This is a genomic window from Micromonospora sp. KC721, assembly GCF_004348355.1.
Lineage (GTDB): Bacteria > Actinomycetota > Actinomycetes > Mycobacteriales > Micromonosporaceae > Micromonospora.
Genome location: NZ_SMJY01000064.1, coordinates 1 through 26503, shown reverse-complemented (window position 1 = coordinate 26503; position 26503 = coordinate 1). Strand labels below are relative to the sequence as shown.

The 26503-nt window shown below is 72.3% G+C and carries 28 protein-coding genes; 5 read left to right on the top strand and 23 right to left on the bottom strand.

Going from position 1 to position 26503, the window contains the following annotated elements; translation table 11 throughout:
- Positions 1-30: 30 nt before the first annotated feature.
- Positions 31-189: a hypothetical protein gene (locus E1182_RS31105; protein WP_165942605.1), complete on the bottom strand. Its 159-nt coding sequence runs from the start codon at positions 187-189 to the stop codon at positions 31-33.
- Between the two features lie 556 nt (positions 190-745).
- Here E1182_RS31105 and E1182_RS13730 point away from each other — a divergent pair.
- Positions 746-1426 carry a trans-aconitate 2-methyltransferase gene (locus E1182_RS13730; RefSeq protein ID WP_132264835.1) on the top strand — a complete coding sequence of 227 codons (681 nt, stop codon included), beginning with the start codon at positions 746-748 and terminating at the stop codon, positions 1424-1426.
- A 368-nt stretch (positions 1427-1794) separates the two neighbouring features.
- Here E1182_RS13730 and E1182_RS13725 read toward each other — a convergent pair whose 3' ends face one another.
- Both E1182_RS13725 and E1182_RS13720 read right to left on the bottom strand, forming a co-directional pair.
- Positions 1795-3249 (bottom strand): endo-1,4-beta-xylanase, encoded by a 1455-nt coding sequence (locus E1182_RS13725; protein WP_132264832.1) that lies wholly within the window; start codon positions 3247-3249, stop codon positions 1795-1797.
- Between the two features lie 420 nt (positions 3250-3669).
- Complete coding sequence (locus E1182_RS13720) at positions 3670-4317, bottom strand: HAD family phosphatase (RefSeq protein ID WP_132264842.1); 648 nt, start codon at positions 4315-4317, stop codon at positions 3670-3672.
- A gap of 249 nt (positions 4318-4566) precedes the next feature.
- On the opposite strand from E1182_RS13720, the gene E1182_RS31100 reads away from it, so the two are divergent.
- A complete protein-coding gene (locus E1182_RS31100; RefSeq protein WP_165942604.1) occupies positions 4567-4710 on the top strand; it encodes a hypothetical protein in 144 nt (47 codons plus the stop codon).
- 220 nt (positions 4711-4930) lie between these two features.
- Here the strand turns inward: E1182_RS31100 and E1182_RS13715 are convergent, their stop codons facing one another.
- Both E1182_RS13715 and E1182_RS13710 read right to left on the bottom strand, forming a co-directional pair.
- Positions 4931-5290: a hypothetical protein gene (locus tag E1182_RS13715; protein WP_132264830.1), complete on the bottom strand. Its 360-nt coding sequence runs from the start codon at positions 5288-5290 to the stop codon at positions 4931-4933.
- Positions 5291-5371: 81 nt separating this feature from the next.
- The gene (locus E1182_RS13710; RefSeq protein ID WP_132264828.1) at positions 5372-5854 is read right to left on the bottom strand and encodes an LOG family protein; all 483 of its coding nucleotides are present in this window, start codon (positions 5852-5854) and stop codon (positions 5372-5374) included.
- Positions 5855-6021: 167 nt separating this feature from the next.
- Here E1182_RS13710 and E1182_RS13705 point away from each other — a divergent pair, with 167 nt between their 5' ends.
- Together E1182_RS13705 and E1182_RS13700 are read left to right on the top strand one after the other, a co-directional pair.
- Positions 6022-6972, top strand: coding sequence for an exo-alpha-sialidase (locus E1182_RS13705; RefSeq protein ID WP_132264826.1), 951 nt, complete (start codon positions 6022-6024; stop codon positions 6970-6972).
- Positions 6973-7020: 48 nt separating this feature from the next.
- Positions 7021-7701, top strand: coding sequence for an SGNH/GDSL hydrolase family protein (locus tag E1182_RS13700; RefSeq protein ID WP_132264824.1), 681 nt, complete (start codon positions 7021-7023; stop codon positions 7699-7701).
- Positions 7702-7756: 55 nt separating this feature from the next.
- On the opposite strand, the gene E1182_RS13695 is transcribed toward E1182_RS13700, so the two are convergent.
- From E1182_RS13695 to E1182_RS13640, 12 genes are read right to left on the bottom strand one after another with little or no spacing between them, the layout of a single operon-like run.
- A complete protein-coding gene (locus E1182_RS13695) occupies positions 7757-9115 on the bottom strand; it encodes a hypothetical protein (RefSeq protein WP_165942603.1) in 1359 nt (452 codons plus the stop codon).
- Entirely contained in the window at positions 9112-10077 is a 966-nt protein-coding gene (locus E1182_RS13690; RefSeq protein WP_132264822.1) for an alpha-ketoacid dehydrogenase subunit beta, read from the bottom strand. The genes E1182_RS13695 and E1182_RS13690 overlap by 4 nt, the downstream gene beginning before the upstream one ends.
- A complete protein-coding gene (locus E1182_RS13685; protein WP_132264820.1) occupies positions 10074-11051 on the bottom strand; it encodes a thiamine pyrophosphate-dependent dehydrogenase E1 component subunit alpha in 978 nt (325 codons plus the stop codon). Before E1182_RS13685 ends, E1182_RS13690 begins: the two co-directional genes overlap by 4 nt.
- A complete protein-coding gene (locus E1182_RS13680; protein WP_132264818.1) occupies positions 11048-12007 on the bottom strand; it encodes a phytanoyl-CoA dioxygenase family protein in 960 nt (319 codons plus the stop codon). The genes E1182_RS13685 and E1182_RS13680 overlap by 4 nt, the downstream gene beginning before the upstream one ends.
- On the bottom strand, positions 12004-13110 hold the full coding sequence (gene hppD / locus E1182_RS13675; protein ID WP_132264816.1) for a 4-hydroxyphenylpyruvate dioxygenase: 1107 nt from the start codon (positions 13108-13110) through the stop codon (positions 12004-12006). Before hppD ends, E1182_RS13680 begins: the two co-directional genes overlap by 4 nt.
- Entirely contained in the window at positions 13092-14354 is a 1263-nt protein-coding gene (locus E1182_RS13670) for a beta-ketoacyl synthase (RefSeq protein ID WP_132264814.1), read from the bottom strand. The genes hppD and E1182_RS13670 overlap by 19 nt, the downstream gene beginning before the upstream one ends.
- Complete coding sequence (locus tag E1182_RS13665) at positions 14351-15967, bottom strand: class I adenylate-forming enzyme family protein (RefSeq protein WP_132264812.1); 1617 nt, start codon at positions 15965-15967, stop codon at positions 14351-14353. Before E1182_RS13665 ends, E1182_RS13670 begins: the two co-directional genes overlap by 4 nt.
- Positions 15964-16488 (bottom strand): beta-ketoacyl synthase chain length factor, encoded by a 525-nt coding sequence (locus tag E1182_RS13660; RefSeq protein ID WP_371687548.1) that lies wholly within the window; start codon positions 16486-16488, stop codon positions 15964-15966. The genes E1182_RS13665 and E1182_RS13660 overlap by 4 nt, the downstream gene beginning before the upstream one ends.
- 29 nt (positions 16489-16517) lie before the next feature.
- Positions 16518-17687, bottom strand: a complete 1170-nt coding sequence (locus E1182_RS13655) for a beta-ketoacyl synthase (protein ID WP_132264810.1) — start codon at positions 17685-17687, stop codon at positions 16518-16520.
- Positions 17680-17925, bottom strand: a complete 246-nt coding sequence (locus E1182_RS13650) for an acyl carrier protein (RefSeq protein ID WP_132264808.1) — start codon at positions 17923-17925, stop codon at positions 17680-17682. Before E1182_RS13650 ends, E1182_RS13655 begins: the two co-directional genes overlap by 8 nt.
- Positions 17925-18191: an acyl carrier protein gene (locus E1182_RS13645; RefSeq protein WP_132264806.1), complete on the bottom strand. Its 267-nt coding sequence runs from the start codon at positions 18189-18191 to the stop codon at positions 17925-17927. The genes E1182_RS13650 and E1182_RS13645 overlap by 1 nt, the downstream gene beginning before the upstream one ends.
- Positions 18192-18245: 54 nt before the next feature.
- Positions 18246-19637 carry a class I adenylate-forming enzyme family protein gene (locus tag E1182_RS13640; protein ID WP_132264804.1) on the bottom strand — a complete coding sequence of 464 codons (1392 nt, stop codon included), beginning with the start codon at positions 19635-19637 and terminating at the stop codon, positions 18246-18248.
- Between the two features lie 388 nt (positions 19638-20025).
- Here E1182_RS13640 and E1182_RS13635 point away from each other — a divergent pair, with 388 nt between their 5' ends.
- Positions 20026-21933 carry a CocE/NonD family hydrolase gene (locus E1182_RS13635; protein ID WP_165942602.1) on the top strand — a complete coding sequence of 636 codons (1908 nt, stop codon included), beginning with the start codon at positions 20026-20028 and terminating at the stop codon, positions 21931-21933.
- Positions 21934-22048: 115 nt separating this feature from the next.
- On the opposite strand, the gene E1182_RS13630 is transcribed toward E1182_RS13635, so the two are convergent.
- The 6 genes from E1182_RS13630 to E1182_RS13605 form a co-directional block, all read right to left on the bottom strand.
- Complete coding sequence (locus E1182_RS13630; RefSeq protein ID WP_132264800.1) at positions 22049-22369, bottom strand: multidrug efflux SMR transporter; 321 nt, start codon at positions 22367-22369, stop codon at positions 22049-22051.
- Between the two features lie 120 nt (positions 22370-22489).
- Entirely contained in the window at positions 22490-22813 is a 324-nt protein-coding gene (locus tag E1182_RS13625) for an antibiotic biosynthesis monooxygenase (protein ID WP_132264798.1), read from the bottom strand.
- Positions 22813-24060, bottom strand: a complete 1248-nt coding sequence (locus E1182_RS13620) for a beta-ketoacyl synthase N-terminal-like domain-containing protein (RefSeq protein WP_132264796.1) — start codon at positions 24058-24060, stop codon at positions 22813-22815. The genes E1182_RS13625 and E1182_RS13620 overlap by 1 nt, the downstream gene beginning before the upstream one ends.
- Positions 24057-25325, bottom strand: coding sequence for a beta-ketoacyl synthase (locus tag E1182_RS13615; protein WP_132264794.1), 1269 nt, complete (start codon positions 25323-25325; stop codon positions 24057-24059). The genes E1182_RS13620 and E1182_RS13615 overlap by 4 nt, the downstream gene beginning before the upstream one ends.
- The gene (locus E1182_RS13610; RefSeq protein WP_132264792.1) at positions 25322-25726 is read right to left on the bottom strand and encodes a cupin domain-containing protein; all 405 of its coding nucleotides are present in this window, start codon (positions 25724-25726) and stop codon (positions 25322-25324) included. Before E1182_RS13610 ends, E1182_RS13615 begins: the two co-directional genes overlap by 4 nt.
- Positions 25723-26430 (bottom strand): SRPBCC family protein, encoded by a 708-nt coding sequence (locus E1182_RS13605; protein ID WP_132264790.1) that lies wholly within the window; start codon positions 26428-26430, stop codon positions 25723-25725. The genes E1182_RS13610 and E1182_RS13605 overlap by 4 nt, the downstream gene beginning before the upstream one ends.
- Positions 26431-26503 lie beyond the last annotated feature (73 nt).

Sequence of the window (26503 nt, the reverse complement as noted above, 5' to 3'; positions counted from 1 at the left end):
CCCCGATAGGTGCCGGCACCGCCCGCTCAGTCACCGCTTGGCCTCGTGCTTGGCCATCTGGGGTCGCTCGCCCTTGCCGACCTTGCGCAGCGCCTCACGCAGCTGCTCCTCGGTCATCTTGGAGTTGCCCTCGATACCCGCGTCGTGGGCCTGCTGACGAAGATCGTGCAGCTTTTCCCGGTCACCCATGTCGGCCTCCCCGTGCGTACGTGGCGCTGGATTCTCCGCGCGCCGCCGTCGTCCGCCGCCTTCCCGTACGGCGGTGGCCGCAAACGGCCCAGCCGACAGCCGGTCCAGGGGTCTTGCCGGCGTTGCGGGCGCGTTGCTCGCACTAGGTGCGCCGTATCTGCTGCCCCCGTCCGGCCAGGAGGTGCGTCGATGCCTGATTCAAACCGGGTCGACGGCTCGGGGAAGGCGACCGTCGTCCATTCCGGTAGCGCGTCAGCCGACCACAGTGGCATCGCCAATGCTGGCGTCATCATCGGCGATGTCAGGGCCGAGCATCACGAGCACCACCACCACGGCGCCTCGCCTGGTGGGCTGTCCACCAACGTTTGCCGGGTTCAGACACGTCGGGCGGCTTGCGCCGGCTGGCAACAGCCGGGTGCGGGATCAGTCGACGAGGACGGCCCAGGTGCTCATGACTGTTGACCTTGCCCAAAGGTGAGGGCCGACACTGTCTGTGGCGACCGAGCTGGCGAGCCGAGCGCTTGTCGCTGACCGAACACCGATGAGAGGGACCTGTATGGATGACGACGTTCTCCTGGCAGAACAGATGGCCTACTACCGGGTCGGCGCGGCCGAATACGACCGGCCCTATGCAGAGCACGAAGACCTGCAGAGGTTGCTGGCTGTCGTCGATGGCCTTCCGATCGTCGGGGATGTGCTCGAGCTGGCCTGCGGAACGGGCCAGTGGACCTCTCTGCTCGCCGCGCGGGCGCATTCGGTGACAGCTGTCGACGCGGTAACCGAAGTGCTAGCCCTGGCTCGGGCGCGCACCGCATCCCCTACCGTGCAGTTCATTGAGGCCGACCTGTTCGAGTGGCAGCCGCCACGACGCTACGACACCGTGTTCTTCGCCTTCTGGCTCTCCCATGTCCCGCCGACGCGCTTGCCCGACTTCTGGAACACCGTCGCCACCGCGCTCACGCCGGGCGGGAAAGCAATCTTCATCGACGACGGCCCCGCCGTAGCCGGCAGCGAAGAAGTCCTCGCGAACCAGCCGGCCCCAGCGGTGCTGCGCCGGCTCGATGACGGCAGCCAGTACCGCATCGTGAAGGTATTCCACGATGCCCAGACCCTCACGGACGACCTCACAGCGCTGGGGTGGTCGGTCCGCATCCGGCCCATGGGCGGGAACTTCATCGGCATTGCAGAACCGCCGACCACCCCAGGCGAAGAACCCGCAACCGCGCCAGCATCCTGAGCCGGGCGATGCCGTACCGGCTCGGCCACCCGCACTCGCCAGAGGTCGTCTGCTGACGAGAGTCCCGTTATCCCTAGAGCGCCGGAGGCACGCTGCCCGGCGTGTCACAACCCGGTGAACGTTTATGGACAACGCACTAGCGACGCAAACTGGGTGACGTGCGGCTGCAGAACCGGCTGGGGGCCGTCACTTCGGCACGTCGAGATCGCACCAGACTGTGCATCCGGTTCCCCTGCGGACTGGGACGGGTCACAAAAGCGTCGCACTCCACGCTCCAGGGGATGCTCAGATTTTGCTACTGAGTATCGCCCTCACCGTCTCGCCCTGTCCTGGACGGGCGTAAGCCGCCCGTCCAGGACAGGTGGTGCTCAGGAGGCGGTGCACACCGGGGTCAGGCCGGTGGCGGCCCCGGTGCCCTGGAAGCCGAACTCGGTGTACTGGCCGGCGTTCAGCGAGCCGTTGTAGCTGACGTTGCTGAACTGCACGGTGCCAGTGGTGCCGGTGCGGTTGGCGCTCCAGGCGTTGGTCACCGTGGTCCCGGACGGCAGGGTGAGCTGGACGTTCCACCCGTTGATCGGCGAGGTGCCGGCGGTGACCCGCACGGTGGCGACGAAGCCGCCGGTCCACGAGTTCAACGAGACCGTGGCCGAGCAGCCAGCAGTCGGCGGCGTGGTCGGCGGGTCGGACGTCACCGGCGGGGTCGTCGGCGGGGTCGCGCTACGGCCCTTGTTCAGCTCATCGAGGACCGCATGGTAGGCGGCCTTCTTCTGGTAGTTCCCGTTGCCGCCGCTGAACAGCAGACCCCGCTCCGAGGAGCGCCACGACTCGCTGTCGGAAATGCCCCAGACGGTGATGCCGGTGCACTTCGCGACGTTCAAGCAGGCCCGGACGACCTTGCGGTAGTTCTCCGCCTGGCCCGCGCCGATGTCGTTGTTGCTCAGGTCGTCGTCGATGTCCAACTCGGAGAGGTGCACCTCGACGCCGAGGTCGGCGAAGCGCTGGATGTTGGCCTGCAGGTCGTTGGTGATGATGCTGTTCGGGTTGTCGTTGAAGTGCGCCTGGAACCCGACGCAGTCGATGTACTGCCGGTAGTTGCGCACGATGTCGTACAGCGCATTGGCCTTGCGGTTCGGGGTGCCGCCCCGGACCGTCAGGCCCTCGACGTCGTAGTCGTTGATGCAGAGCTTGGTGGTCAGCCCGCCGGCCTGCACGACCTGCTTGGCCCGGATGAACGAGTCCCGGATGACGTCGGTGTCGCCGGCGTCGAAGAAGTCACCGTCGCCGTTCGCGTCCCGGTTCATGCTGTGCGGCCACTGGTTCCGGCGCCGGCCGGTGTTGTTGTCCTCCAGCGCCTCGTTGACGACGTCCCAGTACGCGATCCTGCTGCCCCAGCGGTTGATGGCGTTGCCGATGAAGGTGTTCAGCGTCGCCTGGCTGGCACCCTGCAGCGCGCCGGCCTGCGAGTGCCACACCAACGTGTGACCCCGGACCAGCATGTTGTTGCTCCGGGCGTGGTTGACCAGGGTGTCCGCGCCGCCGGTGTTCTGCAGTCCACCGCTCGACGTGGCGATCCTGTCCGGCTTCATGTCGTTCTCGGGAGTCAGTTGGTTGAATTCCTGACCGACGATCGGGTGAAGCCGGTGGGGTGAGGCGGCGACGCCGAAGAACAGCCCGGCCTTGGCGGCCGCGGCCCGCAGCGTGGTCTCGGCTGCGGCGGCCGGGCCGGTGGACTGGACCGTCACAGCGCCGGCTACCAGCAACAACACCGCCGTCGGCAAAGCTACTCCAGCAACTTTCTTACGCTGTCTCAGGCTGCTGTTCACGGGCCCTCCTTGACACACGACGCCAACGATCGATGATCATGTATGGCTTTCAAAAGGAAAGTATCGATACGGGCTGGCCACACTGTCAACAACTTCCGGAAATGCTCCGGAAACCCTGAAGAGGTTGAGGGGCCGACGGAAGCATGTTTGCCCAGGTCGGAGAAGGGCGCGGCCAGGCCCTCGAACTTGGACAAGTGGGCACGTCCATCGCCGACGCCACAGATACCGAAACATTTTGAAGCGTGGCTCCCGTGGAAGCCGCCTGCGAGATGACCCGCCCATCCAGGTCGCGTCACACCAGCGCTCGAGCATAGCCACCAAGACGCCGGCAGGCGGGATCGATCGTGGAGGACCTACGGCCGGGCCGACCATGGCATGTCCGCTTTCGTCGATGAGCGGGTGTCCGGTGGCGGGCGTCGACTATGGCATGCTCTCCAGCCAACCGGCGAGAAGCGGCAGCACATCGCGGAGATCGCTTCCGTCTGCCGACGTGTGGGCGGCTGAGCGAGCTCCTGCGGTCGCGTTGAAGGCAACGGCCATCCCCACCTCAGCGAACAAAGGCAGATCCGAACGACTGTCACCGATGGCTGCACAGTGCCACAGCTGCACACCCAGCTCGGTGGCCACGCTCACCGCGAAGTCGCGCTTGTCTATCTCGTCGAAATACGCCGCTACATCACCGCTGTATCGGCCACGGACCACCTCCAGGCGCGGCCCGCAGGAACGCTCGAACCCGAAGCGGTCACACAAATACTCGCCCACGACGTCCCACGCCAGCGTGGCCAGGATCGGCGCCAGCCGGTGCCGGCGGCACCAGTCGACGGTCTCGGCGATGCCCTCTACCAGCGGTAGCGTCTTCAAGAACCCACGCACCTCTGCAGGACTTCGCGACGCCCAACCGCGGGCGTCGAGCACGCAGACCTGCTCGTTGCTCAGGACGCCTGCGGCGTAGCCGGCCTCCGCCTCCCGTACGACCTCGGCATGGCCCAACAACTCCGCCAGGTGCTGTCCACTGCTGGTGTTGGGAACCAATGTCCCGTCAACGTCGAAGAACACCACTCCACGCATCACGGCCGCAGGCTATCGGCAACCAGAGCACCCAGACGCCAGCACAGCAAACGTTCGCTTCTGCCGCGGTCCGGGCGTCACAGCGTGCGACGGACGTGCGGTTCGCTCTGCGCTCGTTCTGCCGAGTTCAAGATGTCGTCCGGACGATCCTCAGGTCCGCTCATCGTCTACCGAGAGTGGGCATGAGCACGAGGCATGCCGTATACAGCAAGGGCGAGCGGACGGATCCGCTGTCCGAGCGGAGCGCAGATGATCACGGAGTACGACACGGCTCTCATCACCGTCGCGCCGGTAGAGCCCGGCATCCGAGGCGATGCGGACGATCTGCATGGCGAATGGCCGAACGTGTTGGTCGCCTTGGATGGGGAGTACGTCGGGCTGTTTCTTCGGTGACACGCGGTCGATAGTCGGACCGACGCGCAACGTGAGCGGACGTCAAAGGACCCACGTCCGGCCGCTCCCGCAGCGCACGCCGAAGCAAGATGAACCTTCTCGTGCGCTACGACGCACGTGCACCCTCCATGGGGCTGAAGATACTGCCGCCGACTACCTCGGCCGTGAGCGCACCGGGTCATCCTGCCACGGCAATCGCGGGGCGTGGGTCAGCAAGCGACTAGGCCCGCCCCAGATACGCCCTGCCCGCCTCGGTGACCCGGGCGACCAGCAGGCCGTCGCGGGCCGGCCCGGGCAGCCAGGTGCCGGCGACCCGCGCCTCGACGGTCAGCCGCTCACCGGCCACGCTCGCGCCGTCTACCCAGGCCGCCGGCCAGGTCCGGAACCGGCGCACCGTCAGCAGTCCGTCGGCGACGAGAGCGGTGAGCGCCTCGGCGAGCGCCGGCACCGCCTCCTCGACGGCCGGTGGCGGCACCGCGTCGGCAAGCCAGGCAGCGGCGATCTCCGGCAACGGCGCGTCGCTTCCCGACTCGCGCAGCACAAAGGACGCCACGTGCGTCAGGCCGGTCCGCTCGCTCACCGGTCCAGTCTCCCCCGCACCACCGGGTGCCGCCGCACCGCCCCACCCGGTCACCGCCGCGTCCGGGCCGGCCTTGGCCGATCAGGAGCCACCGTCGGCGGTCAGGGCGAGGCGTACCGCCTCCTCGGGGGTGTCCACGTGACACGGCCCGGCGACCGGAACACCGGAGTCGTCCACCACCCGCCAGCCGCCGAGCACCACCACCGGCACGTCGCCGCGGCGCATCGCCAACGCCACCTCGCTGAGCGTGCCCCACGAGCCGCCGACCGCGATCACCGCGTCGGCGCTGCACACCAGCACCGCGTTGCGGGCCTGTCCCAGGTTCGTCAGCAGCGTCGCCGACGCCTGCGCGTACGGGCCGGCCCCGGTGCCGTCGTCGGGGCGTACCGCGATCACCAGGCCGCCGTGCGCACGTGCCCCGGCGGCGACCGCGGCCATCACCCCGCCGCCGCCTCCGCAGAGCACCGTCGCACCCCGCGTCGCCAGCAGTTCGCCCACCCGGCGGGCCTGGGCCACCTGCGTCGGCGACGCGGACGCTGGGCCGCAGACCGCCACCTGGACCACCCGGACCTCACCTCCGCCGCCGAGGCTATCGCCGTCCCGACCCGGGCGGCATCCGGCCCGGTTCGGCTGCCGCCCACCGGATGTTCGCCGACCGTACGCCTGCCGGTGGTGCCGCAGCCCGGGTTCGGCACCTACCGTGGTCGGTCGACCAACCGGGAGGTGGCGTGATGACCGCGACGTCGACGAGCGGTACGACGGCCCGGGTGCGGGCGGTCCGGCGGATCGCCGACGCCGCGCCGCACAGTGCCTTCACCGATCTGGTCCGTTACCGCGACACCTGGTGGTGCGCCTTCCGCGAGGGCGACGGTCACGTCTCCGACGACGGGGTGATCCGGGTGCTGACCTCGCCCGACGCCCGGACGTGGCGGCCGGCGGCCGTGCTGGCCCGGCCGTCGGGCGACCTGCGTGACCCGCGTTTCGTCGTCCGCCCGGACGGCCGGCTGCAACTGCTCGCCGCCGTGGCGTCCGGCCCGCCACCGAAGGCGGCACAGACGTTCCGGACGGTGAGCTGGCTCTCCGACGACGGGCAACGATGGAGCGATTCCAGCCTCCTCGGCGAGCAGGACGTCTGGGTGTGGCAGGCGGTCTGGCACCGGGACGCCATGTACGGCGTCGGGTACGCCACCCGGGAGCCGCGCTTCGTCCGGCTCTACCGCAGCGGGGACGGACTGGACCTGCAGCCCTGGGTGCCGACACTGTTCGCCGACGGGTACCCCAACGAGTCGGGTCTCGCCTTCGCGCCGGACGGCACCGCGTACTGCCTGCTGCGGCGCGACCGGGACAGCGCCACCGCCCAACTGGGGCTCGCCCACCCGCCGTACCGGCACTGGGAGTGGACCGACCTGGGCGTCCGGGTGGGTGGGCCGGCGCTGCGTCGGCTGCCGGACGGCCGGCTGATCGCCGGGGTGCGCCGGCACGACGGCCCGGTCCGCACCGCGATCTGCCTGCTCGACCCGGAACGGGGCGAGCTGTCCGAACTGGTGGCGCTGCCCTCCGGCGGGGACACCAGCTACCCCGGCCTGGTCTGGCACGGCGGGCTCCTGTGGGTCAGCTACTACTCCTCCCACGAGGGCCGCACCTGCGTCTACCTGGCCGAGGTGGAGCTGGACCCGGCCTGACCGGTCGGCCGCTGGCCGGGGTCGCCACCGGTTCGCTACCGTGCCGGCATGCCATCGACGCTGACCGAAGCGACGGATCCGTTCTGCCTTCGTCCCGGGGAGAGCGCCACGCTGTTGCGGGGGCATCCGTGGCGCCGGTTCGTGGTGCTGGGCGACAGCGTCGCGGAAGGGTTGTGCGAGCCGGTCGCCGGGTACCCCGAGGTGCAGTGGGCCGACCGGATCGCCACCGAGCTGCGCGCGGCGGCGCCCGGGCTGGCGTACCTGAACCTGGGCCGGCGCGGGCTGCGGGCGCACGAGGTCCGCGCGGCGCAACTGGACGCGGCGCTCGCCTTCGCCCCGGACCTGGCCCTGGTGGTGTGCGGCGGCAACGACGCGTTCCGCGCGTCGTACGACCCGGACACCGTTGACGCCGAGATGACCGCGATGGTCGGCGCGTTGCGGGCTGCCGGAGCCGACGTGATCACCGTCGGCATGTTCGACGTGTCGCACAGTCCGGCCGTGCCGCCGGCGCTGCGGGCCGGGCTGGGTGAGCGGATGCGCCTGCTGTCGGCCCGCACCGGCCGGCTCGCCGGGCGCCTGGGCGCGCTGCACGTGCACCTGACCGACCACCCGGCCGTCGCCGACCCGTCGCTCTACAGCAGCGACGGTCGGCACGGCAGCGCGCGCAGCGACGCCATCGCGGCGGCGGAGACGGTCCGCCGCCTCGGCGCCCACCTGGCCGCCCGCTAGCGGGCGAACCACCGACAGACAGGCCAGCCGGCCGAGTCCCCCCGACCGCGCCTGGTCAGTCGGTGAGCAGGAGGCCGGAGAGGAGGACGCCGTGGGCCAGGTTGAGCACCTCGTCGCAGCCGGGGTAGCCGACCCGGGCCAGGCCGCCGGACCCGGTCCGGCCGAACAGGTACGGGGCGATGCTGTACGGCACGTCGGCGGTGACCACCTCACCGGTCTCGATCTGCACGAAGTCCATCGCCACCCGGTCGGCCGGCATGTACTCCTGCAGGATGTTGCCGCCCCGCGCGATCGCGGCGCGCACCCCCTCGGCCCAGGCCTGGGCGCTCACCTCCCGGCCGATCAGCACCCCGTGCCCGGCGGAGCCGTTGGCCGGCTTGGTGACCAGGTCCGCCTGGTCGGCCAGCGCCCGGTCCAGTTCCGCCGCGGTGAGCGCCACGGTGTGCGGCACGTACCGGCGGACCAGGGCCTGGTCGTCGGCGGGGAGCCGGTCGAGGTCCTCGTACAACCAGGCAAAGTTGTGCTTGTTGCCGAGCAACCACGCGGCGGCGCTGACGAACATCGGCAGGGTGCCGGCGGCGAGCGCCCCGGCCACCGCGTCCAGCCCGGCACTCGGGGTGACCCGGTTCGGCACGAAGAGGCGGAACAGGGCGTCCACCGGGGCACCGTCCACCACCAGTCGCCGCCCGGCGTCCAGGGTGGCCGTCGCGACCGGGGCGATCACCAGATCGATGCCGAAGCGCCGGGCCTGGTCGGCCAGGGGCGACAGGATCCGGATGAACGTCTCCGGGTCGTCCAGGCCCGGGTAGTCGCCGTCGAAGTCCATCAGCAAGGCCACCCGGGCCCCGTCGGCCAGGCCCAACTCGTCGCGGATCGCCACGAACCGTTGATCCAGCAGGGACGGGGCGGGCCGGGCCGGCACCCCGTCGAGCAGACCCCGTTCGGCATACAGCGCGCCATAGCGCTGGATGACGGTGTCCGTGTCGAACCCGCCGCCGAGGCTGCTGTCGATGTTGTACTCGACGATCCGCGGCTGCCCGCCGGAGATCAGCACGTCCGGCCGGTACGCGGCCAGCAGCGCCTCGGACAGCGGCTCGTCCTCGTCGAGCAGCTGGGTCTCCCCCCGCGGCACGCCGAGCAGCTCGCGCAACTGCCCCGCGGTACGCGCCCGCCGCCGGCAGGCGTCCAGGATGAGCTGGGCGATCCGGTCGCAGACCTCGTTCAGCTCACGGAACCCGTCGGCGGTCAGCACCGGAGGCCGGGCCAGCCGCCACTGCTTGTTGTAGGTCGCCCGGCCGTGGAAGATCCGCTCCCACTCCTGCGCGCCGGCGGCGACCATCTGCCGCCGGGTGGCCTCCGGCAGGTCACGCCACGCCTGGCCGGCTTCCGGCCACCGGTAGTTCACGTCGATCATGTCGGGTCCTTCGCTACGTGGTGGATGGCGGCGGTGAGCGCCTCCCGGCCGGGCTGCACGGCCCGGTCCAGTCCGGGGGCGAAGGGCAGTACCGCCCCGTCGGGGCGGGTGACCCGGCGTGGCGGTACGGCCAGCCGCACCCGCTCCACCACGCTGGTGATGATCTCGGCGGCGATCCCGCAGGACCGGTTCGCGTCGTCGCACACCACGAGCCGGCCGGTGCGGGTCACCGAGGCGAGCAGCCCGTCCAGGTCGAACGGGTAGACGGTGCGCGGGTCGAAGACCTCGACCGACACCTGACCGGCGAGTTCGTCGGCGACGGCGAGCGCGTCGTGCACCAGATGGCCGACGGCGACCACGGTGACGTCGTCGCCGGCCCGCCGTACCACCCCCCGGCCGAACGGCACCGGGGCGAGGCGCTCGACGTCCTCCCGGACGTCGAGCGCGCCGGCCGGCGCGAAGACCACCACCGGGTCGTCGTGGCGGATCGCCGACACCAGCAGCCCGTACGCGTCGGCCGGAGTGGCCGGCACGGCGGTGACGATGCCGACGTGGGCGAAGAGCGGATACGGGTGGTCGGAGTGCTGCCCCGCCCAGCCGGTACGGGAACCGGAGCCGGGCACCAGGTAGGTGACCGGGACCGCGCACTGGCCACCGGTCATCAACGGGAACTTGTGCGCGTGGTTGACGATCTGCTCGAAGACCAGGAAGAGCAGCGACGGGATCTGGAACTCCACCACCGGCCGCATCCCGGCCAGCGCCGCCCCGGTGGCGAAGCTGGTGAACGCCTGCTCCGACAGCGGGGTGTCGCGTACCCGCTCCGGCCCGAACCGCCGACACAGACCAGAAGTGATCATGGAAGCGCCCACCCGGACGTCCTCGCCGAGCAGGAACACCGACTCGTCGCGGGCCAGTTCGTCGGCGAGCGCCCGGGTCAACGCCCGCCGGTACGACAGCCTCATCCCTGCCCCCCTCCGGCCCGGGCGGTCAGCCCGCTGGCGTACAGGTGGTCCAACGCCCCGGCCGGGTCGGGTTCGGGGCCGGCCAGGGCGAACGCGACGGCCGCGTCCACGGTGGCCTCCACCTCCGCGTCAACCTGCGCCCGCCGGTGCGGGGCGAGCCGGTCGCCCTGAATGTCCACCGGATCCCGGGCCCGGCCGGCGGCCACCTCCTCCGGCGGGCGGTAGTCGAGGCGAACCACGTGTTCGAAGGTGTGGTGCGCGTCGAACCGGTAGGTCTGCGCCTCGACCAGCTCTGGCCCCCCACCGGCGCGCATCCGGGCCACGGCGGCGGCGGCGACCGCGTGTACCGCCTCCGGGTCCTGTCCGTCGACGACGGTCGCCGGCATGTCGAACGCCGCCGCGCGGCCGGTGATGGTGCCGGCCACCGCGCCCGCCACCGGCATGGTGGTGGCGTAGCCGTTGTTCTCGCAGACAAACAGCACCGGCACCCGCCAGAGTGCGGCCAGGTTGAACGCCTCCAGCAGCATCCCCTCGTTGACCGCCCCGTCGCCGAAGAACGTCGCCCCCACCACGTCGTCGCCGCGCCGCCGGTGCGCCCACACCGCCCCGGTGAGGATCGCACCGGCCGCGCCGACGATCGCGTTGGCACCGAGCACGCCGACGGAGAGGTCCGCGGCGTGCATCGACCCACCCCGGCCCCGGTTCAGCCCGGTCTCCCGGCCGCACAGCTCGGCCATCGTCCGGGCCGGGTCGGCACCCTTGGCCAGCACGTGGCCGTGCCCGCGGTGGGTGCCGGTGACCAGGTCCGTCGGGCGCAGCGCGGCGCACACTCCGGCGGCGATCCCCTCCTGACCGAGGTACGGGTGGATGCCGCCGACGATCTGCCCGGCCCGGACCAGGTCGATGGCCCGCTGCTCGAAGCGGCGGATGAGCCGTACCGTGCGGTACAGCCCGACCGGGTCGGCGCCGGTCACCGGTCGCGGCCCTCCGGTACGGCGGCGGGGGCGTCCGGCCCGACCTGGCCGCGCCAGATGACCGGGCAGTAGTCGGGGTCGGCGTAGTCCGGCCGCCCGTCGGCGGTGCGGCGGACCAGCACGTCGTGGTTGTACGCGGCGCGGGTGCCGTCCGACAGCGGAAACTCCCGCCAGGCGTTCGAGCCGTCCTGCAGGTGCAGGGAGACGGCCCGGCGGGGACGGCCACTGACGTTGGGGCCGCTGCCGTGATAGGTGCGGCAGTGGTGGAAACTCATGTGTCCCTTCGGGATCACCATCGGAATCTTGCGGATCGTCGTGCCGTTGTGGGCCGCGTTGCGGGCCAGCATCTCCTCCAACTGGTCGCGGTCCCGCTCGGCGAAGTGCCGCACCACGGTGTCGTCCGCGCCGATCTCGGACCAGCGGTGCGAGCCGTCCACCATGGTGATGGTGCCCATCTCCTCGCCGCAGTCGTGGAAGGGGATGAACGCGGTGAGCATGTTCTCCGACGACGAGGACGCCCAGTAGTGCTTGTCGAAGTGCCACGGCACGATGTTGGACGGCTCACCGGAGATCGGCGGCTTGTAGATCAGCGTGGACTGGAAGACCCGGATCTCGTCGGTGGCGGCCAGCCGCGCGGCGACCGCCCCGATCAGGGGTTTACGCAGGATCGCGGCGATGCCGTCGTGCTCGTGGTGGACGTAGTCGTTGTGCCGCTGCACGGGGCCCTTGGACGGCTCCCAGTAGGCGAGCTTGGGCGGGCGCACCGGCAGGGTGCGGTCCCGTTCGCCGGCGTAGTACCGGTCGGTCGCGGCGGCCAGCGCGTCCACCTCGGCGTCGGTGAGCAGCTTCTTCGACAGGTACCAGCCGTGTTCGGCGTAGTGGCGCACGTCGGCCTCGGTGGGCAGCAGCGCCTCCTCCTCGGCGGTGAGCGTCGGCTGGAACTCGGTGGTGGTCATACCGGCATCCCTCCTGCCCGGCCGGCCACGACGACGGGGTCCTCCCCCGCCGTGGCCAGCTCCCGTTCCTTGGCCTCGTACAGGGCCTGAATGTTTCCGCTGCCGAAGGTGCGCGCCCCACGTCGCTCGATGACCTCCCAGAACAGGGTCCGGCGCGGGTGCGTCGACTCGGTGAAGATCTGCAGCAGGTGGCCGCCGTGGTCCCGGTCGACCAGGATGCCGAGTTCACGCAGCCGGTTCAGCGGTGCGTCGAACGCGCCGACCCGCCGCGGCAGGTCGTCGTAGTAGGCGGCCGGGGTGCCGGCGAAGCGGACCCCGCGAGCGGTCAGCGCGCCGACGGCGGCGACGATGTCGTCGGTGCGCAGCGCGAGGTGCTGCACCCCGGCCCCGTGGTGCGCGGCGAGAAACGCGTCGAGCTGGCCGGGCCGCGCGCCGGTGTCCGGTTCCAGCAGCACCAGGGTGACCCGGGCGCTGGCGTCCCGCACCACGGTGGAGTTCATCGCCTGGCCGGCGACCTCGACGCGCTCGGCGAAGACCGGTCGGAACCCGAAGACGTGCTCGTAGCGGGCGACGGTGGCGTCGAGCGCGCCGGGTGGCAGGCACACCGCCAGGTGGTCCACCTCGGCGAGCAGCTGCCCGTCGGCGGCGGCCGGGACCGGTTCGACGACGCCGGGCAGGAAGTCGGCCCGGTCGCCGCGTCGCTCGACGAGGCGGTGCCGCACGTCGCCCACGCCACCGACCTCGGCGGTCACCACCTCGGCGTCCGCACCGGTGAAGGTACGCGGCGGGGTCACCGGCGTCGCGCCGCGGGCCACCAGTTCCGCGTACGCCCCGGCGGCGTCGGCCACCTCCAGCGCGAGGACCGCGACACCGTCGCCGTGCCGACGGACGTACCCGGTGGCGGGATGCTCCGCCGTCAGCCCGGTGCTGAGCAGCAGCCGGATGTCGCCCTGGGTCAGCAGCCGGCACCGCTGCCCGGCGAGCCCCGTCTCCGGTCCCCCGTGTCCCCGCGACCGGAAGCCGAAACCGCGCTCCATGAGGCGGGCGGCCGACTGAAGGTCGCCCACGTGCAGTTCGATGTGATCTATTCCCCGGATGTCCATCTGTCCCGTCCCTTTCCCCCGGTGGTCCGCCGCAGCAGCAGGCTGACGTTCTGACCGCCGAAGCCGAATGAGTTGGTCAGTGCGAAGTCGGTTCCGGTGGCCCGCGCCCGTCCCCGGACGTGATCGGCCGGGCAGGCCGGATCCGGGTCGTCGAGGTGGTACGTGGGCGGTAGCAGCCCGGCGCCCAGCGCCAGCGCGCAGGCCGCCGCCTCCACCACCCCGGACGCGCCGAGCAGGTGCCCGGTGAGCGCCTTGGTCGAGCTGACCGGCACCCCACCGTCGCCGAAGACCCGGGCCAGCGCAGTCGTCTCCGCGACGTCACCGAGTCGGGTGCCGGTGCCGTGGGCGTTGACGTAGCCGACGTCGCCCGACGTCACGTTCCCGGCGGCCAGCGCCCGGCGCATGCACTCGGCCGCACCCGCCCCGTCGGGCCGGGGGGCGGTCGGGTGGTACGCGTCGGTCGTCGTCCCGTACCCGACGATCTCGGCGTACCCGGTGGCACCGCGCGCGGCGGCGTGCTCGGCCCGTTCGAGAACCAGCAGCGCCGCCCCCTCGGCCAGCACGAAACCGTTGCGACGCCGGTCGAACGGCCGGCTCGCCTCGGTCGGGTCGGCCCAGCCCCGGGCCAGGGCGCGGGCGTTGCCGAAGGTGTCGGCGAAGGTGGGGAACAGCGGCGCCTCGCTGGCCCCGCAGAGCACCACGTCGGCCTCCCCGGCCCGGATCAGCCGGACCGCGTCGGCGACCGCCTGCGCCCCCGAGGCGCAGGCGGTGCCGACCGAGGAGCTGTAGCCGCGGATGCCGTGGGTGATGGCGATCCGCGCCGCCGGCATGTTCGGCAGGATCCCGGTCAGCAGGTACGGGCTGACCGCGGCGCGGCCCCGGGCGGCCCGCGCCACCACCTGTGCCTCCAGGGTGGACAACCCGCCCACCCCGCCGACGATCACACCGGCGCGCTCCGGGTCGACGTCCCGGCCGACCTCGATCCCGGCGTCGGCGAGCGCGTCGGCGGCGGCGAGCAGCGCCAGCACCACGATCCGGTCCAGCACCCTGGTCTCCGGTCCGGTGGCGACGGTACGCGGGTCGATCTCCGGCAGCAGACCGGCGACCTCCAGCGACTCCCGGGCCGGGTGTCCCTCCGGCGGTCGGGTCAGCCCTGACGTGCCGCTGGTGAGCGCGTCGAAGGTGGCCGCCGCGCCCCGGCCGACGGGGCTGAGCAGCCCCATCCCGGTGATGACGGCGGTCATGACGGCGACTCGGTCAGGTAGCGCTCGCGCAGCGCCACCTTGCGGACCTTGCCGGTGACGGTGACCGGGATGTCGTCGGCGCGGACCGGCACCACCCGGCGCAGGGTCGCCCCGACGTCGTCGCCGAGCGCCACCCGCACCGCCTCGACGCGGTCGGTGTCCGGGTCGGCGCCGGCGGCCAGTTCCAGCAGCACGTCGGTGACGACCCCGTCGCCGTCGGCGACCATCACCACCGTGCAGTCGGTGACGTCGGGGCAGGCGGCGAGGACCCGCTCCTCCGACAGGGCCGTGTAGAACCGCTTTCCGTTTCCGGCGTCGACCGCGTCGACGGCCCGGTCCAGGTGGTAGTAGCGGCCCTCGTCGTCGGCGTACACCAGGTCGCCGGTGAGGTACCAGCCGCGCAGCCGGGACCGGTGGGTGGTGACCGAGTCGTTCCAGTAGCCGCGGAACAGCGACGGCGAGTCGATGCCGAGCCACCCGACCTGCCCGGGTGGCAGTTCGGTGCCGTCGGGGTCGAGCACCGCCACCCTGGCGAACCGGTACGGGCGACCCACGCAGCGGCCGTACCGGCTCGTCGCGGTGGTGTGCGTGATGTGGAACATCGAGTGTCCCATCTCGCTGGAGCCGAGGCCGTCGATGAAGACCGAACCCGGCACCCGGGTCACCCCGTCGCGGGTCATCACGTCCCGGGAGCCGACCGCCACCAGGCGGCGTACGTGCGGCTCGTGCGTGGCGTCACCGGTGTTGAACCACAACCGCACCGAGTCGAGGTCGTACCCGGTCAGGTCGAAGCGGGCCAGTTCCGCCCAGGTGACGGAGAAGCCGAACACGCCGTCCGGACGCCAGCGCTGGATGGCGTCGAGCACCCGCTGTCCGCCCTGCTCGGACACCAGCAGCATCTCCGCCTGGTTGCCCAACGCCTGGTTGACCATGAGCACGGTGGCGGTGTGCGGGGCGGGCAGCGCGTTGAGGATCCGTCGGGTGCCCTGTGCCTGGGGCATGGCCAGCAGGTGCCGGGTGGCGGCGAAGAGGCTGGCGTGCGAGTGCAGCACGGCTTTCGGCACGCCGGTCGTCCCGGAGGTGTGGGTGATGACGACCGGGTCCTCGTCGTGGTGGCGGTAGTGGGCCGGGGCGGTCGTCGGGTCACCCGTACCGGCCTCGGCAGGCTGGCCGAGCAGCGGGGCACCCGGGTCGTGACCGGCGAGCGCCTCGGCGTGCGGGGCGTCGGCGAGCACCCCGACGGCCCGCAGTCGACGCAGGTACTCGGCGGCGATCTCCGGGCGCAGCCTGCCGTTCATCAGCGCGGGGATCGCGCCGAGCCGGGCCAGTGCCAGGAAGCTGAGCACCGTGTCGGCGGCGCTGGTCGCCCACACCGCCACCGGGTCACGCGGTCCGATCCCGCGCTCGTGCAGCCAGGCGGACCGGGCGGCGACCCGCTCGTCGAGCTGCCCCAGGGTCAGCGGCTGTCCGGCCGGGTACCCGTCGACCGCGGTGTCGAAGGTCAACCCCGGTCCGTCCGGGTCGGCCCCGTGCGCCAGCACCCGGGCGAGCACGTTACCGGCGCCGATCGCGGTGTCGGCGGCCAGTGCTCCGCGCAGTCCCCTCGTCCTCATGGGCTCGTTCCTTCCCCCAGCAGCACCGCGACCGCCCCGGTGGGGGCGCCGTCGGGCGCGTGTTCGACAAGGACCAGCAACGCCACGTCGGCGTCGCCGTCGTGCAGCAGCAGTTCCGCCTCGGCGACGGCGTCGGCCCGCGGGTTCCCCGTCGGGCTCAGGCACACCACCGGGCCGTCCAGGCCCCAGCGCGCCGCGACGTGCCCGGCGACGCTGTTGGGCACCGACTGGAAGAAGAACAGCGGTCCGATCCGGCCACCGGCGGCGACCGTGGCCCGGACGTGGTCGGCGCTGGGCCGGTCCCCGGCCGCGCTGACCAACACCACCGCGCACCGGCTGCCGGCCGGTGGGGTCCGCCGGCGCAGGCAGCGCCCGGCCACCGCGGCCACCAGGGGCGCGAACGACGAGTGCACGAAGCCCGGCAACGGGGGCGGCGACCCGTCGCCGGGCTCCGGCCAGCGCGCCTCGGCCAGCACCCGCGACGTCCGCACCCCACCCGGGCCGCCCGGTCCGCCCGGCACGGTCCCGAGCGCCCGGTCAGCGGCCCCGGTCACGGCGCGCCCACCAGCAGGGCGGTGTTCGCGCCACCGAACGCCGCGTTGAGGCTCAGCGCGTACCGGCCGACCGCCGGTCGTGGGGCGTCGGTGACCACGTCCAGCGGGCAGGTCTCGTCGGGTCCGAGCCAACCGGCGTTGACCGGCAACGTCCCGTGCCGTAACGCCTGCACGGTCACCACCAGTTCGAGCAGACCGGAGGCTTCCAGCGCGTGCCCGTGCACCGACTTGGTGGAGCTGACCGGCACCCGGCCGGCGTGCTCGCCGAGGGCCAGCCGCAGCGCGGCGGCCTCGGCGGCGTCACCGAACCCGGTGCCGGTGGCGTTGGCGTTGACGTAGCCGACCGCCGCCGGCTCCAGGCCCGCGCGCCGTAGCGCCGCGCCGACCGCCCGGGCCAGCCCGCGGCCGGTCGGGTCGGGCTGGCACGGGTGGTACGCGTCGCCGGCCCGGCCCCAGCCGTGCAGGGCCGCCACCGGTGACGCGCCCCGACGTCGGGCCGCCCCGGCGGACTCCAGCACCACCGCCGCCACCCCGTCGCCGAGCAGCAGCCCTCGCCGGCCGGCGCTGAACGGGCGGACCGCCCCGTCGTCGGCGAGCGCCCGGCCGGCGTCGAAGAGCGCGAACTGGTCCGGCTCGACCAGGTAACCGGCGGCGACCACGACCCGTTCCCGGTCACCTCGGCGGATCAGGGCGGCGGCGTCGGCCACGGCGGTGCTGGCCGAAACGCAGGCGGTGGTGTAGACGCGGGTGGGGCCGCCGAGCCCGCACCGCCGGGCCAGGTGCCCGGCGAGCGCCGGCAGCGGCCCTCGTTCGTCGCGCCCCGCCTCGGGTGCGACAGCTATCGACCGGTCGGCGCGGAACGGGCCGGGCAGCGTACCGGGGCCACCGTGGGTGGCCAGGAAGAACGCCGACCCGGTCCGGTGCGCGGCGGTCAGTGCGGCCGCCGCGCAGGCGGCCGTCACGGCTTCGGTCAGCTCGTCGGGGAGGGTGTCGACGTCGGGCAGGGTCGCGGCCACGCCCGCCCGGCGGGCGGTGGTGTCGAATCGGCGTACCGGCCGGAACGCCGGGGCGGCGCGGAGCACCCCGTCGAGTTGCGCGTCGACGCCCCGGCCCAGGGCGCTGACGGCGTACGTTCCGGTGATCGGTACGGGTTCCCGCTCATCCATCCGTGGCGCTGGTCAGCGAGGTGCGGAACACCGCCAGGGCGTCATCGACGGTGCGGATCGCGGCCAGCTGGTCGTCGGTGAGATCCAACCGCCGCTGGTAGCGCTGCTCGACGAGGTGCACGAGCCAGGCCAGTTCCATCGAGCCGACCCGGTGCGACACCTGGTCGACGGGTTTGGCGGTCATGTCGGCGAGCATGCCGAGCAGGTCGGCTCGCGCCAGGTCGGGTTGATCCGACATCAGCGGTTGTCGGCGGTCGCCCCGGCGACCCGCTCGGCGATCATGGTGGTGAACTCGCCGACCGTCATCAGGGCCAGCCGCTCCGACTCGTCGTCGGCGAACGTCAGGCCGTACCGGTCCTCGACCCGGACGGCCAGGTCAGCCAGGGCGAGGGACTCCAGGTCGACGCCGGCGGGGCCGAGGGTGGTGTCGTCGTCGATCCCGTCGACGTCGTAGTTCATGTCCTCGAGTTGCTGGATGACGAAGGTGCGGACCTCGTCGCGCATGGGTTCAACCTCTCCTCGTGGGCGAGCTGACGGCGGTGGACCGGCTGCCGCGCGTCACGGCGCGGTCAGCCGAAGCGCGGGGACGGAGCGGACCAGCTTGCCGGTGGTGGTCCGGGGCAGCTGGTCGACCAGGTGCAGGGTGCGGGGACGCTTGTAGCCGGCGAGCCGTTCGGCGAGGAGCCCGTCCAGCGTCTCCTCGGTCAGCGGCCCGTCGGGTTGCACGTAGGCGGTGATGCCGTCGTCGTAGACCACGACCGCGGCGGCCACCCCGGGCAACCCGGTGAGGGTGCCCTCGACCTCGGTGAGGTCCACCTTCATCCCGCCGACGGAGACCTGGGAGTCGAGGCGCCCCTTGACGGTGACCAGGCCGCTCGCCGGGTCGACGGTGCCGGCGTCGCGGGTGTGCAGCCAGCCGTCGGCCCACCGGGTGGGGTCGCTCAGCCCGACGTACGGCGAGGCCGGGCAGCTCACCTGGAGTTCGCCGTCGACCTCCCGCACCTCGATGCCGGGGGCAGGCATGATCGAGGGGCGGTGCTCGCCGTGCAGGTCGGTGCCGATGACCCCGACCTCGGTCATGCCGTACATGTTGCCCAGCGGGACGCCGAACCGGTCGGTGAACGCCTGGGCGGTCGCGGCCGGCACCAGCTCCCCGCCGGTGGTCATCCGCCTGAACTGCGGCAGCGGACCGTCGGGGCGGGTGGAGGCGAGCAGGCCGATGTGGAACGGCACGCCGAGCACGGTCGCCGGAGTGTCCTGGGCCCGCACGGCCGCCAGGATCGCGTCGCCGGAGAGGCGGGTCGGCGGGACCAGCTCGACGCCGGCGTGCAGCCCGTAGAGCAGCCCACCGACCAGGCCGAGCACGTGCACCATGGACGGCAGCAGGACGATCCGCTCGCCGGGCAACGCCACCCCGTCGATGCGGGTGTAGCGGCGCACCTCGGCGACCAGGTCGTCGGCGGTGCGGCCGATCACCTTGGACGGGCCGGTGGAGCCGGAGCTGAGCTGGATGACCGCGTGCCCGCTGGTGGCCGGCCGGTCGGCGTACCGGTGCACCGTCTCGGTCACGTCGACGAAGACGCGCAGCGCGCCGCCGGCGACGTGGCTTGGGGCGACGACCACCTGTGGGGTGAGCCGGGCCAGCGCCCGGTCGACCTCATGGTCGGTGAGCCGGTGGTCGAGCAGGACAGCCTGTGCGCCGATACGCCAGGTGGCCAGCAGGTTCACCACGTACGCCAGTGACGGGGGCAGGCGCAGCGCGGCGGCGCCGCCGGGACGCAGCCCGGCGGCGGCGAGCCGGGTCTGTGCCTCGGCCACCAGACGGCGCAGGGTGCCCCGGTCGACCGGCTCCGGCAGACGGAGACAAACATCGGCCGAACCGCCGCCCAGCAACATGTCGTCGACCCATTCCGGGTCGTGTGTCGCAGGTTCTCCGGTCGGACGCTCCATGGTCACCATCGCCCACCGCCCAGCCTCAATCAGGGCGGAATACGCCCATAAAGTGCATCTCTCGGGGTGCTGCCCGAACCCTACGACAGCCCGGATCACCATTGCCACATGCAAATGGCTAGATCAAAAAGAGCGGGCGGCCGGATTGCCCACGCTCGATCGGACAGGCAGGATCGGGCGCGTGTGCGCCGGTTCCGCAGCCGCCGACTTCCACCGCGAGGCAAGTGCTTCCGTCCGAAATAGACAATGATCACAACCGTGTTCCGTCCGGGTCGATGTTCTGCCACGGTCACCGGGGATGCGCATTCCGTCATCACCTAAAGCGCCCTGCGGGGCCCGGCACCGGCGCCGGGTGCGGCGGTGGCGCGCGACCGGAACGGAAGAACACTTGTCTGCACACACCCGAAGGCGTCGATGGGCGATCGCTCTCGCCGCCGTACTGGCCAGCACGGCAGGCACGGTGGGGGTCGCGCCCGCCGAAGCCGTGGCGGCGCGGACCCCACCCGGGCTCGTCGTGGCCGACGGCGCCACCCAACCCGTGTTCTCGATGGCCGAAGCCATCCGCGAGACGGTGCACGTCCGGTCGGACATGGACAGCGACGGCGACGGCGTCCTGGACACGATCACCGCGCTGGTGATCCGCCCCGAGGAGACGAACTCCGCCCTCAAGGTCGCCTCGATCGTCAAGGCGAGCCCGTACTGGACGGTCCAGAGCGCCGCCGCCCGACGCAGCACGGTGACCGACCCGATCGCCGATCCGGCCACCCACTGGAGCGGCTGGCTGGACGAGTACTTCGTACCGCGGGGGTACGCCGTGCTCGAGGTGGAGATCGCCGGCACCGGCACCTCCGAGGGATGCCTGTCGGTCGGCGGTGCCGAAGACCAGCGAAGCGTGACCGCCGTCATCGACTGGCTGAACGGCCGAACCACCGCCGCCTACGGCGACGGCAGCCCGGCGGTGGCCTCGTGGAGCACGGGAAGCATCGGCATGTACGGGGTTTCCTACGACGGCACGTTGGCGACACAGGTCGCCGAGACGGGAATCGACGGGCTCAAGACCATTGTGCCGGTCGGGGCGATCTCCAGCTGGTACGACTACACCCGGGCGCAGGGCATCGGGTACCGGAGCTGGCCCGTCCGGTACATGCAGGGTTTCACCACCCGGTGGGGCAACGCCGGCTCCAGGCTGGACTGTGTCGCGCAGTACCAGGGCGTCGGCGACGGTGAGACCCAGGCCGGGTGGGACCACGGCCCCTTCTTCGTCGCCCGCGACTACCGGGACGACGTCGACCAGGTCACGGCCTCCGTGTTCCTCGTGCACGGACAGCAGGACGACAACGTCAAGACCACCCAGTGGGGCAGGTACTGGGACCAGTTGGTCGCCCACGACGTGCCGCGCAGGGTGTACCTGCACGACGCCGCGCACGTCGACCCGTTCTACAGCGAGCCGAGGGATCCGGTCGGCCGGTGGATGGACCACTGGCTGTACGACATCGACAACGGCGTCATGGACGAACCCCAGGCCACCGTCGCCCGACCGGACGGCACCCGGGTGACCGAGGCCGCGTGGCCCCCGTCCACGACCACCGACACGTCGCTGTACCTGGGCCCGGCCGGCAACGGCGCCGCCGGCAGCCTGACCGCCACCCCCGTCTCCGGCAGCCAGCAGTTCACCAGCTCCGGCGCCGTGGCGGAGACGACCATGGTGTCGAGCCCCGGCACCGCCGAGAGCTACCGGCTCGCGTACCTCAGCCCGACGCTCCCGTCGGCGCACCGGCTCTCCGGCGCCACCCGCGTCGAGTTGGCGTTCACCTCCGCCACCACCAGCACCCCGCTCACCGTGCTGCTGGTGCACTACACCGGCGGATCCAGCACCCGGGTGGTCGCGCGCGGGTCGCTCGACGCCAGGAACCGTGACTCGCTCACCACCGCCACGCCCCTGACGCCGGGGCAGCGGCACGTCGGCACCGTCCTGCTGGAGCCCAAGGACTACCTCTTCCCGGCGGGCAGCCAGATCGGCCTGATCATCACCGGCAACCTCAACGAGTTCATCCACCCCGATCCGCAGGCGGGCCAGGTGACGGTGGCGCTCGGGGCCAGCCGGGCTGTCCTGCCGCTGACCGTCACACCGGCTCCGGCCTGCGCGGACCCGGCATGGAACCCTACGTCGATCTACTCGGGCAGCGACGTGGTGTCGCACAACGGCCGCCGCTGGCGTGCCCAGTGGTGGACGCAGAACCAGGAACCGGGCACCACCGGGCAGTTTGGCGTCTGGGTCGACCTCGGCCCCTGCTGACCCACCGCACCACTCGTGAACCGCACCACCCGTGGGTCGCGCCGGCTGTCCGGCGCGACCCACGGGTACCCGCCGGCTCGAATCCGAGACGACGGGTGGGCGGATCCGACCGCGTTCAGTGGCTGCCGCCGAGGTTGAGGATCACCACCCCGGCGATGACCAGGCCGACACCGACCACCTTGGTCACGCTCAGCGGCTCGTGCAGGAAGGCGGCACCGATCGCCACGATCGCCGCCGTGCCCAGCCCGGACCAGACCGCGTACGCCACCCCGACCGGGATGTCCCGCACCGCCAGGGCCAGCATCCCGAAGGCGAACAGGTAGGACACCGCCAGGCCGAGGGTCGGCCAGAGCCGGGTGAACCCGTCGGTCGCCTTGAGCAGACTGGTGCCGAGCACCTCGGCGGAGATCGCGAGCAGCAGGAAGACGTACGCCATGCGGTGATCCTCCCGCCGGGCACCCCCTGACGCACGTGGATGTCCACACGCGATGGTCACGACCGCAACCTGGTTGGCTGTCACTCGGCGTGGTCACCGGAATGCGTGGTGCGGCCTGGATCAGACCCGGGCCACCTCCGGGGTCTGGGCGTGGATGACGAAACGCAGCGACCGGGCGTCGGTGAAACACTCCCGCATCGGCCGCACCTGCTCGCGGTGCTCCGGGCTGCGCTCCCACGCCTCGAAGTCCGCCAACGACTCCCACTCGCTGGTGATCAGCCACTGCTCCGGATCGGTGACGGAGCGGCACACCTGGTCCACCAGGTGCCCCGGCACCCCCTCGGCGACCAGATGCCGCACCGCCTCGTAGGCCCGCAGGAAGTCCTCGGTGCGCTCCTGCGCCACCCGTACCAGGAAGACGATCCGGGCCCGTCGACCGCTCATCACGCCCCTCCCCTCGACGCCGGTGGCGCCCCACGCAGCACCAGCGCGCTGTTGAAACCGTCGAAGCCCCGGGCGCAGACCAGCGCGAGCCGGTGCCGGGGTCGCCGGGGCGTACGCAGGAAGTCCAGGTCGCATCCCGGCGCCGGCTCCCCCGGGGCGGCCGAGGCGGGCAGCGTGTCGTGATGGAACGCCAGCAGCGCGGTCGCCACGTCCAACGCCGCGCCCCCCTGATGGGCCCGGCCGGTCAACGGTTTCTGCGTGCTCACCGGCGGCGGCCGGTCACCGAAGACCACCCGCAGCGCCTCGGCCTCGGTCCGGTCGTACCGGGGCACCCCGAGGGCGTCCGGCAGGACCACGTCCACCTCGTCGGCGGTGACGCCCGAGCGGTCCAGGGCCAGCCGCATCGCCCGGGCGTACCGGCCGGGATCGCCCGCGCCGTCCGGGCCGGTGTGCGCGGCGTCGTGAGTGGCCCCCCAGCCGGTCACCTCGCCGTAGATCCGGGCGCCCCGGGCCATGGCGTGCCCGAACTCCTCCACCACGAAGACCGCCCCGCCCTCGGCGGGCACGTATCCGGCCGCCGACCGGTCGAACGGCCGGTACGCCGCCTCCGGATCGGAAACGTCGCTGAGCAGGCCGGAGCGGAGCTGGCAGGCCAGCGCGTACGGGCTCAGCGGGCACTCGGTGGCACCGGCGATGACCACCGGCGTGCCCCGGCGCACGGTACGCACCGCGTGGGCGAGGCTGTCCAGCCCGCCGGCGGTCTCGGCGACCAGCACCCCGCACGGGCCCTTGAACTGGTGGTGGATGGAGAGCTGCCCGACGCTGGCCGCGTAGAACCAGGCGATCGACTGGTACGCCCCGACGGTGCGGGTGCTGCCACCCCAGAGCCGTTGCAGTTCCCGCTGCCCGAACAGGTTGCCCCCGGACGAACTGGCCAGGGTGACCGCCCAGCCGTACGGATCGGGGGCCCGCTCGGGCAGCCCGGCGTCGGCCAGCGCCAGCCTCGTGGCGGCGAACCCCAGATGGGTCCACCGGTCGGTCTGCACCAACTGCCGGTTGTCGGCCCACGCCGCCGCCTCGAATCCGGGCACCTCCCCGGCCACCCGGGTTGGGTATCGCGCCGGGTCGAACAACGTGATCGGAGCGGTGCGGCGGGTGCCCTCGACGACCGTACGCCAGTGCGCGTCGGCGCCCACACCGCTGGGGGCCACCACCCCGATCCCGGTCACCACCGCCCGGATGCTCATCCGCCGACCGCCAGCCGGCGGAAGACCATCGCGGACTGGAAGCCACCGAAGCCGCTGCCCACCGACAGGGCCACGTCCACCGGGGCCTCCCGGGCCACATTCGGCACGTAGTCCAGGTCGCACTCCGGGTCCCGGGTGGTCCAGTTCGCGGTGGGCGGCACCACCCCGTACTCGATGGCCAGGGCGCAGGCGGCCATCTCGATCGAGCCGATCGCGCCCAGCGAGTGCCCGACCATCGACTTGATCGAGCTGATCGGCACCCGGTACGCGGTCTCGCCCAGTGCCCGTTTGAACGCCGCCGTCTCGTGCCGATCGTTCTGCCGGGTGCCGGAGCCGTGCGCGCTGATGTACGAGACGTCCTGCGGCGCGAGCCGGGACTGGCGCAGCGCGTCGGCGATGGCCAGGCCCATCTCCACCCCGTCCGGGCGCAGCCCGGTCATGTGGAAGCCGTTGGCCCGGCTGGCGTACCCGGCGAGTTCGCAGTAGACGTGCGCGCCCCGGCGGCGGGCGTGTTCCCACTCCTCCAGCACCAGCACCGCGGCGCCCTCGGCGAGAACGAAACCGTGCCGGTCGGCGTCGAACGGACGCGAGGCGTGCGCCGGGTCGTCGTTGTCCGGGCTGGTCGCCTTGATCGCGTCGAAGGAGGCGACGGTGACCGGGGAGATCGGCGAGTCGGACGCCCCGGTCAGCACGATGTCGGCCTCCCCGTCGACGATCAACTGGTGGGCGTAGCCGATGGCGTCGATGCCGGAGGTGCAGCCGGTGGAGACGACCTGGGCGGGGCCGTGCACGCCGTGCCGGACGGCCACGTCGGCGGCCAGGCTGCTGGGCACCAGCGCCGGGTAGAGGTACGGCCCACCGAGGGTGTGGTCGACCAGCCACCGCCGGCCGGAGTCGCTGACCCGCACGTACTCCTGTTCCAGGGCCATGGTGCCGCCGACGGCGGTGCCGAGCACCACCCCGGTGACCTCCCGTTCGGCGTCGGTGAGCACCAGGCCGCTGTCGGCGAGGGCCTCGGTGGAGCAGGCCAGGGCGAACTGCACGTACCGGTCGGCGCGCTGCCGCTCGGCCAGGGTGATGCCGGCGGCGTCGGGGTCGAAGTCGCACTCGGCGGCGATCTGGGAGCGGAACGGCGACGGGTCGAAGAAGCTGATCCGGCGGGTCGCCGTCCGTCCCTCGGTGACGGTCTTCCAGAAACGGTCCCGGGTGGCGCCGCCCGGCGCGACCACCCCGACGCCGGTGACGACCGTGCGGCGCCCGGTCACGACGCGCCCCGCTGTTCGACCAGTTCGGTGTCGACGTGGCCGAGTTCCGGGCGGGGGGCCAGTGGCCCGAGGTGGAAGACCACCTCGGCCGGCTCGTCGCCGGTGTTGCGCAGCCGGTGCCGCACGTTGCGGGGCACGAACAGCGCCTCCCCGGCGGCCAGCGGTACCGGTTCGTCGTCCAGGTCGACGGTGATGGCGCCCCGCGCGACGTACAGGAACTCCTCGCTGTACGGGTGGTAGTGCTCGGCGATCCGTTCCCCCGGGCGCAGCGCCGCGACCCCCATGAAGCCGGAGGTGCTGCCGACGGTACGCGGCCCGAGCAGCACCCGCAGCTCGCCGCCGCGACGCCGGTCGGGGGTGATGTTGCGGGCGGCGACCAGTCCGCTGGTGATCTCGGTCATCGCGTGCCTCCCGCGTACGCCAGTTCGATCTTCTCCTTGATGATCTGGAGCTGGATCCGGCTGTTGGCGTTGATCCGGTCGGTCATGCCGGCGTCGTCCACCGGCGCCGTGGGTTTCATGGCGAAGTCCTGCACCCACGTCATCCGGGTGCCCTCGGTTTCCTCGGTGTAGCGCCAGTGGATGCGCATGTACTCGAACGGCCCGGTCTCCACCCGGTGCGCCCGGACCTGCCGGGTGGTCGGGTCGGCGGTGCGCTCGCTGACCCAGCTCCACGCGATGCCGTTCTCGTCGGGGTGCATGGTGAGCCGGAACCGCACCGTGTCGCCCTCACGGTGCAGGATCTCCACCACGGCGTACTCGGTGAACAGCTCGGTCCACCGGGCCACGTCGTTGGTGATGTCCCAGACCAGCGGCAGCGGGGCGGCGATGACGATGCTGTTCTCGGTGTGCCCGCACGGCCGGGTGCGGCGGGCCACCAGGTCGGCCACGGCGGGGATGCTCAGCTGCCCGGACTGTTCGGGAATCTGCACCTGCCAACGGTCGGCGACCACGGCGGAGAGTTCCAACAGGGCCAGCGAGTCCATGCCCAGTTCCTCCAGTGAGGCGGCGGGTGCGCGGGCGGCCGCGTCGGCGTCCAACCCGCAGTGCGCCACCAGGATGTCGGTGATCTGCTCGGTGAGCGGCTGGCCGTGCGTGACGGTCATGGTTCCTCCTCGGTCGCGGTCAGGACTTCTCGGCGGCCGGCGTCGCGGTGGCGGCGACCGGTCGGGCGGGTGA

Coding starts and splice junctions, on each gene's coding strand:
- E1182_RS31105 (WP_165942605.1), bottom strand. CDS start 189: ATGGGTGACCGGGAAAAGCTGCACGATCTTCGTCAGCAGGCCCACGAC.
- E1182_RS13730 (WP_132264835.1), top strand. CDS start 746: ATGGATGACGACGTTCTCCTGGCAGAACAGATGGCCTACTACCGGGTC.
- E1182_RS13720 (WP_132264842.1), bottom strand. CDS start 4,317: ATGCGTGGAGTGGTGTTCTTCGACGTTGACGGGACATTGGTTCCCAAC.
- E1182_RS31100 (WP_165942604.1), top strand. CDS start 4,567: ATGATCACGGAGTACGACACGGCTCTCATCACCGTCGCGCCGGTAGAG.
- E1182_RS13705 (WP_132264826.1), top strand. CDS start 6,022: ATGACCGCGACGTCGACGAGCGGTACGACGGCCCGGGTGCGGGCGGTC.
- E1182_RS13700 (WP_132264824.1), top strand. CDS start 7,021: ATGCCATCGACGCTGACCGAAGCGACGGATCCGTTCTGCCTTCGTCCC.
- E1182_RS13695 (WP_165942603.1), bottom strand. CDS start 9,115: ATGATCGACGTGAACTACCGGTGGCCGGAAGCCGGCCAGGCGTGGCGT.
- E1182_RS13690 (WP_132264822.1), bottom strand. CDS start 10,077: ATGAGGCTGTCGTACCGGCGGGCGTTGACCCGGGCGCTCGCCGACGAA.
- E1182_RS13680 (WP_132264818.1), bottom strand. CDS start 12,007: ATGACCACCACCGAGTTCCAGCCGACGCTCACCGCCGAGGAGGAGGCG.
- hppD (WP_132264816.1), bottom strand. CDS start 13,110: ATGGACATCCGGGGAATAGATCACATCGAACTGCACGTGGGCGACCTT.
- E1182_RS13670 (WP_132264814.1), bottom strand. CDS start 14,354: ATGACCGCCGTCATCACCGGGATGGGGCTGCTCAGCCCCGTCGGCCGG.
- E1182_RS13665 (WP_132264812.1), bottom strand. CDS start 15,967: ATGAGGACGAGGGGACTGCGCGGAGCACTGGCCGCCGACACCGCGATC.
- E1182_RS13655 (WP_132264810.1), bottom strand. CDS start 17,687: ATGGATGAGCGGGAACCCGTACCGATCACCGGAACGTACGCCGTCAGC.
- E1182_RS13650 (WP_132264808.1), bottom strand. CDS start 17,925: ATGTCGGATCAACCCGACCTGGCGCGAGCCGACCTGCTCGGCATGCTC.
- E1182_RS13645 (WP_132264806.1), bottom strand. CDS start 18,191: ATGCGCGACGAGGTCCGCACCTTCGTCATCCAGCAACTCGAGGACATG.
- E1182_RS13640 (WP_132264804.1), bottom strand. CDS start 19,637: ATGGAGCGTCCGACCGGAGAACCTGCGACACACGACCCGGAATGGGTC.
- E1182_RS13630 (WP_132264800.1), bottom strand. CDS start 22,369: ATGGCGTACGTCTTCCTGCTGCTCGCGATCTCCGCCGAGGTGCTCGGC.
- E1182_RS13625 (WP_132264798.1), bottom strand. CDS start 22,813: ATGAGCGGTCGACGGGCCCGGATCGTCTTCCTGGTACGGGTGGCGCAG.
- E1182_RS13620 (WP_132264796.1), bottom strand. CDS start 24,060: ATGAGCATCCGGGCGGTGGTGACCGGGATCGGGGTGGTGGCCCCCAGC.
- E1182_RS13610 (WP_132264792.1), bottom strand. CDS start 25,726: ATGACCGAGATCACCAGCGGACTGGTCGCCGCCCGCAACATCACCCCC.
- E1182_RS13605 (WP_132264790.1), bottom strand. CDS start 26,430: ATGACCGTCACGCACGGCCAGCCGCTCACCGAGCAGATCACCGACATC.